At 68.4% G+C, this 13,544-nt stretch carries 12 protein-coding genes; 9 read left to right on the plus strand and 3 right to left on the minus strand.

What is annotated here, in order from left to right; genetic code table 11:
• The first annotated feature begins 26 nt into the window (after nt 1-26).
• From tsf to ACWIDW_RS01765, 7 genes are all read left to right on the plus strand, one after another.
• The gene (tsf, locus tag ACWIDW_RS01735; RefSeq protein WP_454122461.1) at nt 27-854 is read left to right on the plus strand and encodes a translation elongation factor Ts; all 828 of its coding nucleotides are present in this window, start codon (nt 27-29) and stop codon (nt 852-854) included.
• Between the two features lie 90 nt (nt 855-944).
• A complete protein-coding gene (gene pyrH / locus ACWIDW_RS01740) occupies nt 945-1,661 on the plus strand; it encodes a UMP kinase (RefSeq protein WP_454122463.1) in 717 nt (238 codons plus the stop codon).
• A gap of 74 nt (nt 1,662-1,735) precedes the next feature.
• Nucleotides 1,736-2,290: a ribosome recycling factor gene (gene frr, locus ACWIDW_RS01745; protein ID WP_313355693.1), complete on the plus strand. Its 555-nt coding sequence runs from the start codon at nt 1,736-1,738 to the stop codon at nt 2,288-2,290.
• Nucleotides 2,291-2,414: 124 nt separating this feature from the next.
• Complete coding sequence (locus ACWIDW_RS01750) at nt 2,415-3,458, plus strand: phosphatidate cytidylyltransferase (protein WP_454122465.1); 1,044 nt, start codon at nt 2,415-2,417, stop codon at nt 3,456-3,458.
• Nucleotides 3,458-4,045, plus strand: a complete 588-nt coding sequence (locus tag ACWIDW_RS01755) for a DivIVA domain-containing protein (protein WP_454122466.1) — start codon at nt 3,458-3,460, stop codon at nt 4,043-4,045. Before ACWIDW_RS01750 ends, ACWIDW_RS01755 begins: the two co-directional genes overlap by 1 nt.
• A gap of 60 nt (nt 4,046-4,105) precedes the next feature.
• Nucleotides 4,106-4,771: an aggregation-promoting factor C-terminal-like domain-containing protein gene (locus tag ACWIDW_RS01760; RefSeq protein WP_454122468.1), complete on the plus strand. Its 666-nt coding sequence runs from the start codon at nt 4,106-4,108 to the stop codon at nt 4,769-4,771.
• Between the two features lie 9 nt (nt 4,772-4,780).
• Nucleotides 4,781-5,068, plus strand: coding sequence for a hypothetical protein (locus ACWIDW_RS01765; RefSeq protein ID WP_454122469.1), 288 nt, complete (start codon nt 4,781-4,783; stop codon nt 5,066-5,068).
• 16 nt (nt 5,069-5,084) lie between these two features.
• On the opposite strand, the gene ACWIDW_RS01770 is transcribed toward ACWIDW_RS01765, so the two are convergent.
• Nucleotides 5,085-6,164 carry an AI-2E family transporter gene (locus ACWIDW_RS01770; RefSeq protein ID WP_454122471.1) on the minus strand — a complete coding sequence of 360 codons (1,080 nt, stop codon included), beginning with the start codon at nt 6,162-6,164 and terminating at the stop codon, nt 5,085-5,087.
• A gap of 182 nt (nt 6,165-6,346) precedes the next feature.
• Between ACWIDW_RS01770 and ACWIDW_RS01775 the strand changes: the two genes are divergently transcribed.
• Nucleotides 6,347-8,230 carry a glycosyl transferase gene (locus ACWIDW_RS01775; RefSeq protein WP_454122473.1) on the plus strand — a complete coding sequence of 628 codons (1,884 nt, stop codon included), beginning with the start codon at nt 6,347-6,349 and terminating at the stop codon, nt 8,228-8,230.
• Nucleotides 8,227-9,171 carry a tetratricopeptide repeat protein gene (locus ACWIDW_RS01780; protein ID WP_454122475.1) on the plus strand — a complete coding sequence of 315 codons (945 nt, stop codon included), beginning with the start codon at nt 8,227-8,229 and terminating at the stop codon, nt 9,169-9,171. Before ACWIDW_RS01775 ends, ACWIDW_RS01780 begins: the two co-directional genes overlap by 4 nt.
• 57 nt (nt 9,172-9,228) lie before the next feature.
• Here ACWIDW_RS01780 and glgB read toward each other — a convergent pair whose 3' ends face one another.
• Nucleotides 9,229-11,436 (minus strand): 1,4-alpha-glucan branching protein GlgB, encoded by a 2,208-nt coding sequence (gene glgB / locus ACWIDW_RS01785; RefSeq protein WP_454122476.1) that lies wholly within the window; start codon nt 11,434-11,436, stop codon nt 9,229-9,231.
• Nucleotides 11,433-13,517 carry a maltotransferase domain-containing protein gene (locus ACWIDW_RS01790; RefSeq protein ID WP_454122478.1) on the minus strand — a complete coding sequence of 695 codons (2,085 nt, stop codon included), beginning with the start codon at nt 13,515-13,517 and terminating at the stop codon, nt 11,433-11,435. Before ACWIDW_RS01790 ends, glgB begins: the two co-directional genes overlap by 4 nt.
• Between the last annotated feature and the right edge of the window lie 27 nt (nt 13,518-13,544).

The raw sequence follows: 13,544 nt of genomic DNA on the forward strand, positions 1-13,544 counted from the left end.
AGATACGAAGCAAGGAGCCACCACACATGGCCAACTTCACCATCGCCGACATCAAGGCCCTGCGCGAGCAGCTCGGCACCGGAATGGTCGACACCAAGAAGGCGCTCGAAGAGGCTGACGGAGACGTCGAGAAGGCGACCGAGATCCTCCGCCTCAAGGGCGCGAAGGGCAACGCGAAGCGTGCCGATCGCTCCACCAGCGAGGGCCTGGTCGTCGCCCGTGAGATCGACGGCGGCGTCACGCTGATCGAGCTCGCCTGCGAGACCGACTTCGTCGCCAAGAACGAGCGCTTCATCACGCTCGCCGACAAGGTCGCCGACGCTGTCGCAGCCGTCGCCGCCGACTCGGTCGACGCCGCCCTCGCCGCTCCGGCCGGCGAGCAGACCGTCGAGCAGCTCATCTCCGATGAGGCCGCCATCATCGGCGAGAAGGTCGAGCTGCGTCGCGTGCGCACCGTCACCGGAGACTCCGTCTCGGTGTACCTGCACCGCACCAGCAAGGACCTGCCCCCACAGATCGGCGTCGTCGTCGCGTACAGCGGTTCGGACGCCGAGACCGCTCGCAGCATCGCGCAGCACATCTCGTTCGCGAACCCGTCGTACCTCTCCCGCGAGGACGTCCCGGCCGCCGAGGTCGAGAAGGAGCGCGACATCGTCACCGAGATCTCGCGCAACGAGGGCAAGCCCGAGGCCGCTCTGCCGAAGATCGTCGAGGGTCGCGTGACCGCGTACTTCAAGCAGGTCGCGCTTCTCGAGCAGGACTACGCGAAGGACAACAAGCTGTCCGTGGCCCAGGTCGCGAAGGATGCCGGTATCACCGTCACCGACTTCGCGCGCTTCAAGGTCGGCGCGTAACAGCCTCCAGGGGGTTCGGATCAGCGATCCGAACCCCCTTCTTCATGCCCAGAAGGCACTATCTTGAATCGGGACGAGAGGAACCCATCCATGACCGAAGGCACCGGACGCCGGCGCGTCCTCCTGAAGCTCTCCGGCGAAGCGTTCGGCGGAGGCCAGCTCGGCGTCAATCCCGACATCGTCGGTCAGATCGCCCGTGACATCGCGGCAGCCGTCGACCGGGTCGAGATCGCCATCGTGGTCGGCGGAGGGAACTTCTTCCGCGGCGCCGAACTCAGCCAGCGCGGCATGGACCGCGGCCGCGCCGACTACATGGGCATGCTCGGCACCGTCATGAACGCCCTCGCACTGCAGGACTTCCTCGAGCAGGCCGGCGCCGCCACGCGCGTGCAGTCGGCCATCTCGATGACCCAGGTGGCGGAGCCCTACATCCCGCGGCGCGCTGAGCGGCACATGGAGAAGGGCCGCGTCGTCATCTTCGGCGCCGGCGCCGGTCTGCCGTACTTCTCGACCGACACGGTGGCCGCCCAGCGCGCACTGGAGATCGGCGCGCGGGAGGTGCTGGTGGCGAAGAACGGTGTCGACGCCATCTACACCGCCGATCCGAAGAAGGATGCCAGCGCCGAGCGCATCGAGCAGGTCACCTACCGCGATGCTCTGCAGCGCGGTCTCAAGGTGGTCGACTCCACCGCATTCAGCCTGTGCATGGACAACAACATGGACATGCGCGTGTTCGGCATGGAGCCTGCGGGCAACGTCACCAAGGCGCTGCTCGGCGAGCCGATCGGCACGCTCGTCACCCCCTGATCGACCTGTCGCTCAGGGTTCGGCGGCACATCGCCGGATAGAATCGTTCCACAACCACGACCTAAGGAGCACCCGTGATCGCGGACGTCCTCGCTGATACCACCGCACGCATGACCCGCGCGGTCGACGCCGCCAAGGAGGACTTCGCCACGGTCCGCACCGGGCGCGCGAACCCGCAGCTGTTCCAGAAGCTGATGGTCGACTACTACGGCTCGCCCACGCCGATCGCTCAGCTCGCCTCGATGGCGAACCCGGAGGCGCGCACGCTCATCGTCACCCCGTACGACAAGAGCGCGCTGCGGGCGATCGAGCAGGCCATCCGCGACATGCCGAACCTCGGAGCGAACCCCACGAACGACGGCAACATCGTCCGTGTGACGATGCCGGAGCTGACCGAGGAACGCCGCAAGGAGTACGTGAAGCTCGTGCGGTCCAAGGGAGAGGATGCCAAGGTGCAGATCCGCGGCATCCGTCGCAAGGCGAAGGATCAGCTCGACGGCCTCAAGGCCGAGGTGGGCGAAGACGAGCTCGCCCGCGGCGAGAAGGAGCTCGACGCCCTGACCCGTCAGTACGTCGACGCCATCGATGACGCGCTCAAGCGCAAAGAGGCAGAGCTGCTCGAGGTCTGACGGCATGGCAGGCGACAGCGATTCCGGCGAACAGCCGCTGACGCGACGAGAAGCCCGTCAGGGCGATGCCGCCGCTGGTGGCGAAGGGTCGGCGCGCCCGGCTTCCGGGGACGGGAGCGACGGCGTGCCGGGTTCGGAGCGTCCCCTCTCGGATGCGGCGTTCCCTGCCTTCGATGCCGGGCGCATCCCGCCTCGTCCGCCGATGCCGGCGGTCGACGGAATCGATTCGCACGCGCTGCGCGAGCAGTGGCGCGCGAGGCGCGGTGAGTTCGAATCCCACGTGACGCAGGCCCGCGAGCAGTTCGATCAGGCCAACGAGCGGATCAAGCAGCGCACGGGACGAGATCTGATCGTGGCGATCCTGATCGGCGTCGCGTTCGGCGCCGTGCTCATCGCCTCGCTGCTGTTCGTCAAATGGCTGTTCCTGCCGATCGCGATCGCGGCCGGCCTGCTCGGCACCTACGAGCTGTCGCGGGCGCTGCGCGCCGGCGGCCGTCGGGTCGACATCGTCCCGCAGCTGATCGCGGGTGCGGCCGTCCTCCTGACCGGACCGTTCGCCGCACTCTGGCTGAGCTGGGTCGTGCTCATCGCGGCCGTCGCGTTCGTGAGCGTGTGGCGGATGATCGCGCAGATGATCGCCGCCGACGGGCGCACGTACGGCGCTGTACTCGGGGATGTCGTCGTCGGGGCGTTCGTGCAGGTGTACGTGCCGTTCCTGACCTCGGTGGCGCTCATGCTGCTGAGCCGGGAGAACGGCGAGTGGTGGGTGCTCGGATTCATCGCCGTCGCAGTCGCCGCCGACACCTGTGCGTACGCGGCGGGACTGTCGTTCGGCAAGCACCCCATGGCCCCGCGGATCAGCCCGAAGAAGACCTGGGAGGGCTTCGGGGGTGCCGTGATCGGGTCGCTCGCGGTGGGCGTGCTCCTCGCGATCTTCCTGCTGCAGCTGCCCTGGTGGTGCGGGCTCATCTTCGGCGCGGCGATCCTCGTCTTCGCCACGATCGGCGATCTGGGCGAATCGATGCTCAAGCGCGATCTCGGCATCAAGGACATGAGCTCCTGGCTTCCCGGACACGGCGGTCTGCTCGACCGGCTCGACAGCATCCTTCCGTCCACCGTTCCGGCGCTCGCCCTGTACCACCTCCTCACCCCTCTGATCGGATCCTGATGACTGATTCCGACCTCGAGATGCTCGTCCCCGCCCACGACGAGACGCCGCCGGCATTCCCGCTGGTCACGGGGCGCCAGCGCGGATATCACCGTGCCGCGGTCGACAGCTTCCTCGACTCCGCCCGAGCGGCGTTCGAGTCGTCGCGCACCGATTTCGGGGCGGACGACGTGCGCGCCGCATCCTTCCCTCTGGTCAGGGGAGGGTACGTCATCGCCGACGTGGATGCCGCCCTCGCCCGGGTGGAGGACGCTTTCGCGCAGCGCGCCCGCGAGCGGGCGATCGGAGCCATCGGCGTGGACGCCTGGGTGGCGCGGGCGCGGGAGGACGCTCAGCAGGTGCTCGATCACCTCAGCCGGCCCCGGAAGAAGCGGTTCGCACGCACGAGCATCCTGACCTTCGGCTACCGGATGGATGAGGTCGATCACGTCGGCGACCGCATCTCGGCATTCCTGCGGGACGGCGAGCCGCTCGACGTCGAGCAGGTGCGCAGCGCCGCGTTCCGCATGCAGCGCGGTGGCTATCGGGAAGAGCAGGTGGATGCCCTTCTCGACGCCACGGTGGAAGTGCTCCTCTCGGTGCGCTGAGGCCTTCTCGGTGAGTTCTCATGGATGTGTCGCTGAGCTGTGCGTAGACTGGTGGCCATCGTGACTCCCGATAACGAACTGATCTCGAACGCGACGCGCCCGAGTGCCTCGCGTACGACGAAGAAGAACCAGACGCGTCAGCGCGTCAGCGCTGTGCTGGCCGGCCTCGCGGTCGTCGGCATCTCTGCGGCCATGATGGCACCGAGCGGCGTGGCCGTCGCCGAGCCCGAGCCGACCGATTCGCCCGTGACCGCCTTCTCGCTCGCCTCAGCCGATACGCAGAGCATCACCGTCTCGGTCGAAGGCGCAGAGATCGCGACCGCCGACCGCAGCGCCTTCGAGGTCTATGTGAAGCCGAAGCCCACCCCGCCGCCCGCCCCGGTGGAGAAGGCGAAGGCGGCAGCGGCTCCGAGGAGCAGCACGCCCGCGCAGCCGCGCTACACGGGTGGCGGCTCCAAGGAGGAGTGGATGGCCGCTGCCGGCATCGCGAGCAGCGACTGGCCGTACGTCGACTACATCGTCTCCAAGGAGAGCGGCTGGAACCCGAACGCGACCAACAAGTCGTCCGGCGCGTGCGGCCTCGTGCAGGCGCTGCCGTGCAGCAAGGTCCCCGGCAACGGCTACGACCCGGTCGACAACCTCCGCTGGGGCAACGGATACGCCGTCGGGCGCTACGGAAGCTGGGCTGGAGCGTACAACTTCTGGACGCGCAACCACTGGTGGTGACCGGGCGTCATGCCACGCTCCCATCGCCGCAGGCCTGAGCGCGCCGCCTCCGACGACTCCTTCGACCGGCTTCTGGCCGGGTGGAAGCGCACCGAGACGAAGCGTGGCCGGGAATGGACCGTGCAGCCGATCTCGTCGGGTCAGGCGATCAAGGAGTACCGCTGCCCCGGATGCGCGGGCAGCATCGCTCCCGGTACGGCGCACGTCGTCGTCTGGCGTGCGGACGGGGTGATGGGGGAGAGCGCCGACCTCGCCTCACGCCGGCACTGGCACACGCACTGCTGGCGCATCGGCTGAGCGCGACGGACGTCGCTCAGCGCTCGTTCATGCGGGGGATCAGCACCTGCCGGTAGATGATCAGGACGCTCGCGGCGACGGGGATGGCGATCAGCGCACCGAGCAGCCCGAGCAGCGCACCGCCGGACAGGGCGGCGATGACGACCACCGCTCCAGGGACCGACACGGCACGGCTCATGATGCGCGGTGCGATGAAGTACGCCTCGACCTGCATGTAGATGAAGTAGTAGATCGCCGCTGCCAGCGCCGTTCCCGGTGACCCGACCCCGGGCAGCAGGCAGGCGAGCACGATGATCGTCGAGCCGGTCAGGGTTCCGACCAGAGGGATCAGCGAGAAGAAGAAGGCGACCACGGCGAGCACCGCGGTGAACGGGGCGTTGATGATCGACAGGTAGACCATGCTCAGGATGCCGTTGATCACACCAAGAGAGACCTGGCCCATCACGTAGTGACCGACCGAATCGGTGATCTGGTCTGCGATGTCGATGAAGCGCTCGCGCCGGGACGCCGGCACCAGCTGGTAGACGGCGCGCTTGAGCGAGGGCGTCGAGGCGGTCATGTAGATCGTGAGGATCAGCACGATGAACGCACCGAACGCGCCGGCCAGCACGGCACCGCCGACCACCCACACGCCCTCGCCGATGGTGGTGCTCCACTCGGTCACGCTCTTGGTCCACTCCTCGGAGGTGATCCAGCTGTCGATGTAGTCGAACACGAGATCGACCTCGAGGTTGGGGAACGTGTCGGTGAGCCAGCCCTTGATGTCGCTCACGGTCTGCTCGCCGTTGACGAACAGCGGCGTGATGCGCGTGACCAGCTGCGTGATCTGGTCGGTGACGACGGGCAGCACGATCAGGATGACAGCGGCGAAGACACCCAGCACGGCGAGGATGGTGAGAAGCACGGCGGCCCAACGGGGGAGTCCGCGGCGCTCGAGCAAGGTGACGAGCGGGTCGAGTCCCAGACTCAGGAACAGCGCCGTGCCGATGTACAGGATGATCGTCGACAGGGTCTGCGCCCCGGCGAGAAGCAGCAGGCCCAGGCCCACGCCGAGCGTCGCCACCAGCGCGGTGCGGAAGGGACTGTGTATCTTCATGGCTCTCCTGGTCGACCTGCGAAGATCCTAGTTGCTGCCCGGTGCGGCGCCCCGGCGACGGGCCGCAGCGCATCCCGCCGGTTTCGGAGGCTCCGCTTCGTGGGTAATGCCCAGCTGGTTTCGCTAGTCTGAAACGTCGAGCGGACCGGCGGCGGATGCCCGGTCACGTAAGGAGTTGATTCGTGCGTTTCGTATGGGCCGTCGTGGCCTTCGTGCTGGCCACGGTTCTCATCGGAGCCGGGATCGCCCAGCGCACCATCTTCATGGGGCCCACAGAGCAGACGATGTCGCTCTCCGTCGACGGATCACAGCCCTATGTGCTCGTCGACGCGGAGGTGCTCAGCGCACATCCTGGGCTCCAGACGCTGCTGGTGCGCGGCGACGGCGAGATCTTCGCGGCCTACGCCCGCACCGACGACGCCGAGGCATGGCTCTCCGACACGAGCTACACGAAGGTCACGCTCGGCAAGGGCGATCGTCCGGTCAGCAAGACCGTCGAGCCGCAGCAGGCACCGGCCGGAGGCGGCGAGACGTCGGGGCGCAACCCGGCAGGATCGGATCTCTGGCTCGACTCGTTCGCCGAGGAGGACTACCTGGTGACCGGGATGCAGCTGACGCCGGGTCACAGCGTGCTCATCGCGCGTGACGGCATCGAACCCGCACCCGACGACGTCGCCGTCAGCTGGGGCGTCGACACCCGCACCCCGCTCGCAGGTCCGCTGATGACCGCCGGCGGCATCCTCCTGCTCGCCGGCCTCGTGCTCTACTTCCTGGCCATCCGTCACCAGCGTCGCGGACGCGGGCCGTTGCGGAAGGGTCCGGGTCCGCTGCCGGAGACGCAGCCCATCGAGATGCAGGGTGCTCCCGAGCGTGAAGCCATCGAATCCGGTGACGGGACCGCCGCCGACGGAGACCGTCCGGCGAACGGTCGGAGCGAGCCCGCCTCCGGCAACCCTGAGGGTGAGGAACGGGCATCCGGGCGCACGCCGCGCACGGCGCTGCGACGTCGCCTCGCACTCGGGCTGCCCGCTCTGACGCTGACCGCCGTGCTCGCGACCGGGTGCACGTCGGAGTCCTGGCCGGATTTCGGTGCCGAGACGCCGACGCCGACTCCCACACCGACGGTGGTGACCCCCGAAGATCAGAAGCCGCCGGTCGTGACGAAGAAGCAGGGGCAGCGCATCGTCTCGGAGATCGCCAAGGTCGTGAAGCAGGCCGACACGGATCTCGACATCGCTCGCGCGGAGACCCGTCTTTCCGGCATCGTGCTCGAGGGCCGGCGCACGGAATATGCTCTCCGCGGGGCGATCGCCGAGCGCACCGAACCGCTGACGGCTCCGCGCGACAGGGTCAAGATCGTGCTTCCGGAGGCGACCGACAGCTGGCCGCGCACCGTGCTCGCCCTGACGGTCTCCGAGAAGGACGAGAAGGCAGCACCCGTCCTGCTGACGATGACGCAGGACGATCCGTGGTCGAACTACCACGTCACCGAGATGGCCGACATGCCGGCCGCGGCCGAGTTCCCCGACGTCGCACCGGCCTGGCTCGGCACGACCCGCATCCCGGCGGAGTCGCCGTTCCTCGCGCTGGCACCCGAGCAGGTTGCGGAAGCCTTCGCCGATTTCGTGGACAACGGCGACAAGAGCGAGTTCGCCGGGCGTTTCGACGCCACCGCCGAGAAGCTGGCCCAGAGCATCCGCGACAGTCGCACCGCCGTCCTCACCGGGCTCAAGGAGAAGCAGGCCGACACCACCTCGTCGGTCGCGTTCGACATGAAGGCACCCGATGAGACGCCGCTCTCCCTCGCCACTCTGGGCAGCGGCGCGGTGGTGGCCGTGCGCGTGGACGACGTCGACACGATCACACCGACCACCGCCGATGCCGTGATCCGGATCGGCGACAATCAGGAGGCGAGCGTGCTGACCGGCGTCAAGGAGTCGGCGAAGGGCTTCACGACGACCTACGGCATCCAGCTCTTCTTCTTCGTGCCCGCGCAGGGCTCGAAGGAGCAGATCCGTCTCCTCGCATACCATCAGGACCTCCTCAGCGTGAAGGTGAACCAGTGACCGAGATCTCCGCTGCCGCCCTGCGCGGCGCAGTCGACCTGTCCTCTCTGCGCAACCGTCCGGCCACGGCTTCGGCGCCGGCGGGACCCGCAGCGCCGGCCGCGGCCGGCGATGATGCTCCGGATGTCGTCGTCGACGTGACGGACCAGTCGTTCGGGGAGATCCTCGAGCTGTCGCGCTCGGTTCCCGTCGTCGTCGACCTCTGGGCGGAATGGTGCGGGCCGTGCAAGCAGCTCAGCCCGATCATCGAGAAGGTGACGCGCGAGCAGCGCGGACGCGTCGTGCTCGCCAAGGTCGACGTCGACGCCAACCCGCAGGTCGCCCAGGCCTTCCGCGCCCAGTCGATCCCGATGGTCGTCGCGCTGATCGGCGGACAGCCCGTGCCGATGTTCACCGGTGCGGTTCCCGAGGAGCAGGTGCGTGAGGTCTTCGCCCGCCTGCTCGAGGTCGCCGCACAGAACGGCGTGACCGGCTCGGTGCCGTTCGGCGACGACGCCCCGGCCGCGGATGCAGACGAGCCGGCGCCGCTGCCGCCGCTGCACGCGGAGGCGTTCGAGGCGATCGAGGCCGGCGACTACGCCCGCGCGATCAGCGCGTACGAGAAGGCTCTCGCCGAGAACCCGCGTGACGAGGACGCCAAGGCCGGGCTCGGCCAGGTGCGCCTGCTGCACCGCGTGCAGGGCCTCGATCTGCAGCAGGTTCGCGCGGCCGCGGCTGCCGGGCCGACGAATGTCGACGCGCAGTTCCAGGTCGCCGATCTCGATCTCGCCGGCGGGCATGTGGATGACGCGTTCGGCAGACTGCTGGATCTGTTCACCGCGGTCGACGCTGACAGCCGCACCCGCGTCCGCGAGCGGCTGGTCGAGCTGTTCGAGCTGATCGGTCCCGCCGACCCGCGTGTCTCGTCGGCGCGCACGAGGCTCACCTCGCTGCTGTTCTGACGCGGGAGAGCGAGCGAACGACGGCGCCCGGCCCCTCAGGGGCCGGGCGCCGTTCGTTCACCAGTGGCTCGGCGTCGGCAGGTGCGGGTCGGGCTGATACCGGAACCACAGCGTCGACAGCGCCGGAAGCGTGACGGTCGCGATCGCGGGGTCGTCGTCGTTCTCGCTGTGCGCGCTGATCATGCCGAGGTTGCCCGCGTCGTTGCCGCCGAAGGCCGCGGCATCCGTATTCAGGATCTCCTGCCATGATCCCTCGACCGGAAGCGCGAGACGATAGCCCGTGCGCGTCACGCCCGCGAAGTTGGAGATGACCACGAGATGGCCCCCGTGGGCATCCCGGCGCTCGAACGCGATCACACTGGGATCCCAGCTGGGCCCACCCAGACGCGAGAACGACGAGCCGTCGTTGTCGCGCTCCCACAGCGGCGCCTGGGCACGGTAGACGGCGTTCAGAGAGCTGACCAGCTGCTGCAGCTGGGCGTGCGACGGCTGATCGAGCAGCCACCAGTCCAGCTCGCGGTCGACCGACCACTCACCGATCTGACCGAACTCCTGGCCCATGAACAGCAGCTTCTTCCCGGGGTGCCCCCACATGAACCCGAGGTAGGCGCGCAGGTTCGCGAGCTTGTGCGCGTGGTCGCCCGGCATCCGCGAGACCAGGCTGCCCTTGCCGTGCACGACCTCGTCATGGCTGATCGGCAGCATGTAGTTCTCGCCGAACGCGTAGACGAACGAGAACGTCATCTCACCCTCGTGATGCGATCGGTGCAGCGGATCGCGCTTCATGTACTCGAGCGAGTCGTTCATCCAGCCCATGTTCCACTTGAACCCGAAGCCGAGTCCGGCGTGGTCGGTGGGAGCTGTCACACCGGGGAACGCCGTGGACTCCTCGGCGATCATGACGATGCCCTTGTGCTTGCGGTAGGCCGTGGCGTTGACCTCCTGCAGGAAGCGGATCGCCTCGAGGTTCTCGCGTCCGCCGTGGACGTTCGGCTCCCACTCGCCCGCCTTGCGCGAGTAGTCGAGGTAGAGCATCGAGGCGACCGCGTCGACGCGCAGACCGTCGATGTGGAACTCGCTGAGCCAGAACAAAGCGTTCGCCACGAGGAAGTTGCGCACTTCGCTGCGACCGTAGTCGAAGACCAGCGTGCCCCAGTCCTGATGCTCGCCGCGTCGCGGGTCGGAGTGCTCGTACAGCGGGGTGCCGTCGAAGCGCGCCAGGGCGAACTCGTCCTTCGGGAAGTGACCGGGAACCCAGTCCATGATCACGCCGATGCCGGACTGGTGCAGCCGGTCGATCAGGTACCTCAGATCATCCGGTGTGCCGAACCGGCTCGTCGCGGCGTAGTAGCCGCTCACCTGGTACCCCCACGAGCCGCCGAACGGATGCTCAGCGAGAGGCATGAACTCCACGTGCGTGAACCCCGTGGCCAGCACGTGCTCGATCAGCGGGTCGGCCGCGTCGCGATAGGTCAGACCGCCGCGCCACGAACCGAGGTGCACCTCGTACACCGACATCGGCTGCGAGACCGCGTGGGCCGCGGCCCGGCGGCGTAGCCACGCGTCGTCGTTCCAGCGGTAGGCGCTCAGCGTGACGACGGAGGCCGTGGCCGGCGGCAGCTCGGCCTGCTGCGCCATCGGGTCGGCCTTCAGCCGCCAGTGCCCGTCGGCGCCGAGGATCTCGTACTTGTAGCGGGCACCCACCGCGACATCGGGGATGAACAGCTCCCACACTCCGCTGCCGCCCATCGAGCGCATCGCATGACCTTCACCGTGCCACCCGTTGAAGTCGCCGACCACGCGCATCGACCTCGCGTTCGGCGCCCACACGGCGAAGTCGACCCCCTGCTCTCCGTCGAGAGCACGCGGGTGCGAGCCGAGCACCTCCCAGAGGCGCTCGTGCCGGCCCTCGGCGATGAGGTGGATGTCGAGCTCGCCGACCGCGCTGAGGTGACGGTACGGGTCTCCGGCGATGGTCTCCTCGCCGCCCTCATAAGTCGTCGCGATGCGATAAGGCACCGGCGGTCCACTGTGCTCGCCCTCCCAGATCCCGTGCGCGACATGCGCGAGGTCCAGCCGCGACCCGTCGTCGAACACCGCCTGCACCGCTTCGGCGAACGGCCGACGTACGCGGATCGCGGTGCTGGTGCGGCCCACGGAGTCGGTGCGCGGATGCGCCCCGAGCACAGCGTGGGGGTCGTGATGGGTGGACTGCGACACCGCGATCCACTCCGCCGACGCAGAGACGTCCTCGAGATAGCTCATGATCGCTCCTTCACCTTCAGGATGTGCACCGGCTCGGCGAACGCGTCGAGTCGCACATAGTTGTGGTCGGTCCAGGTCCAGACGGCTCCGGTGAGCAGATCCTCGACCTCGAACGCCTCACCGGGCTCGATGCCCCAGATCGTCGTGTCGAGGTGCACCGTCGTCTCGCGCACGGAGTGCGGGTCGACGTTCGCCACGACGATGATGGTGTCGGCGCGTCCGGTGCCGGTGAATGCGGCATCCAGATGCTTGGAGTACACCAGCACGGCGTCGTCGTCGCTCCAGTGCGCCGAGAAGTTGCGCAGCTGACCGAGCGACGGATGCTCGCGCCGGATCTCGTTCAGGCGCCGCAGCAGCGGAGCGAGGGAGTCGCCACGCTGCTCGGCGCCGTCCCAGTCGCGGAACTTGTACTCGTACTTCTCGTTGTCGATGTTCTCCTCGGAGCCGGGCCTCGCCACGTTCTCGATCAGCTCGTACCCCGCGTACACGCCCCAGATCGGAGCCGCGGTCGCGGCGATGCAGGCACGGATGCGGTACGCCGCCCGTCCGCCGTACTGCAGGTACTCGGTGAGGATGTCATGCGTGTTCACGAACAGGTTCGGACGCATGTAGTCGCTCGTCTCGTGCGACACCGAGGTCAGGAACTCCTCGAGCTCGGCCTTGGTGTTGCGCCAGGTGAAGTACGAGTAGCTCTGCTGGAAGCCGACGGCGGCCAGCGCGCGCATCACGGCCGGCCGCGTGAACGCCTCGGCCAGGAAGATCACGTCGGGGTCCTGTGCGTTGACCTCGGCGATCAGCCACTCCCAGAACTGCAGCGGCTTGGTGTGCGGGTTGTCGACGCGGAAGATCTTCACGCCGAGCGACACCCAGTGCATGACGACGCGCAGCATCTCGGCGTAGCTGCCGGCCGGGTCGTTGTCGAAGTTGATCGGATAGATGTCCTGATACTTCTTCGGCGGGTTCTCGGCGTAGGCGATCGTGCCGTCGGGAAGGGTCGTGAACCATTCCGGATGCTCGGTCACCCAGGGGTGATCGGGAGACGCCTGCAGGGCGAGATCCAGGGCCACTTCGAGGCCCTCCTTCGCCGCGGCGCGGATGAAGGCGCGCAGATCCTTCCCGGTGCCGAGGTCGGGGTGGATCGCGTCGTGTCCGCCGTCGGCGGATCCGATCGCGTACGGCGACCCCGGATCGCCCGGCTCGGTGGTCAGGGTGTTGTTGCGACCCTTGCGGTTCGTCTCCCCGATCGGATGGATCGGCACGAGGTAGACCACATCGAAGCCCATGCCCGCCACACCGGGCAGCCGCTGCGTCGCGGTGCGGAACGTCCCGCTCGTCACGGTGCCGTCCTCGCCGCGCACCGCGCCCTCGGAGCGGGGGAAGAACTCGTACCAGGCGCCGACACCCGCCTGCTGTCTCTCGACGCGCAGCGGCAGCCACTCGGTGACGGATCCGAGCGAGGCGAGCGGGCGGGAGGCGAAGGCCTCACCCAGGGCGATGTCGACGGCGACGGCGTGAAGCGCCTCGGCATCCGTCGTCTTCTGCGCTTTCCGCAGCGTCGTGGCCGCGGTTTTCAGGATGCGGGTCTCGGTCGCGGGCCGGTCGGTCTCGTCGGCGGCCGCGGCGAGCAGCTGCACGCCCAGCGCGCACATCACCGCGATGTCGACCCCGGCGAGCGCCTTGACCTCGGCGGCGTGCGCCCAGGTGCCGAAGTCATCCGAGAACGCCTCGAACCGGTGGCGCCAGTCGCCCGCGAGATCGATCGCGACGGTCGTGCGCCAGCGGTCGGTGCCGTCGCCGCGCGGGCTGAGCCGGTGCAGCGTCTCGCGCCCATCGGGGGACGACAGGCGCAGATGCACTCCGATGAGATCGTGCCCCTCGCGGAAGGCCACGACGTCGAACGGCACCGCCTCTCCGACGAAGGCCTTCGCGGGATACCCCTGGGGCACATGCGGTGTCGGCGAGAAGATCGGGATCCGCCCGGCTTTCAGACCGGGGACGTGGACCGTCTCGACGGCAGGGCGCAGAGGGATCTGGGCGGGGCTTCTCAGACCCGCAGAGTCACGTGCTGTCGGTGCTGCCACACCTTGAATGTACCGTGCCTGCTGGTG

It is taken from the genome of Microbacterium sp. NPDC055312 (assembly GCF_053645675.1).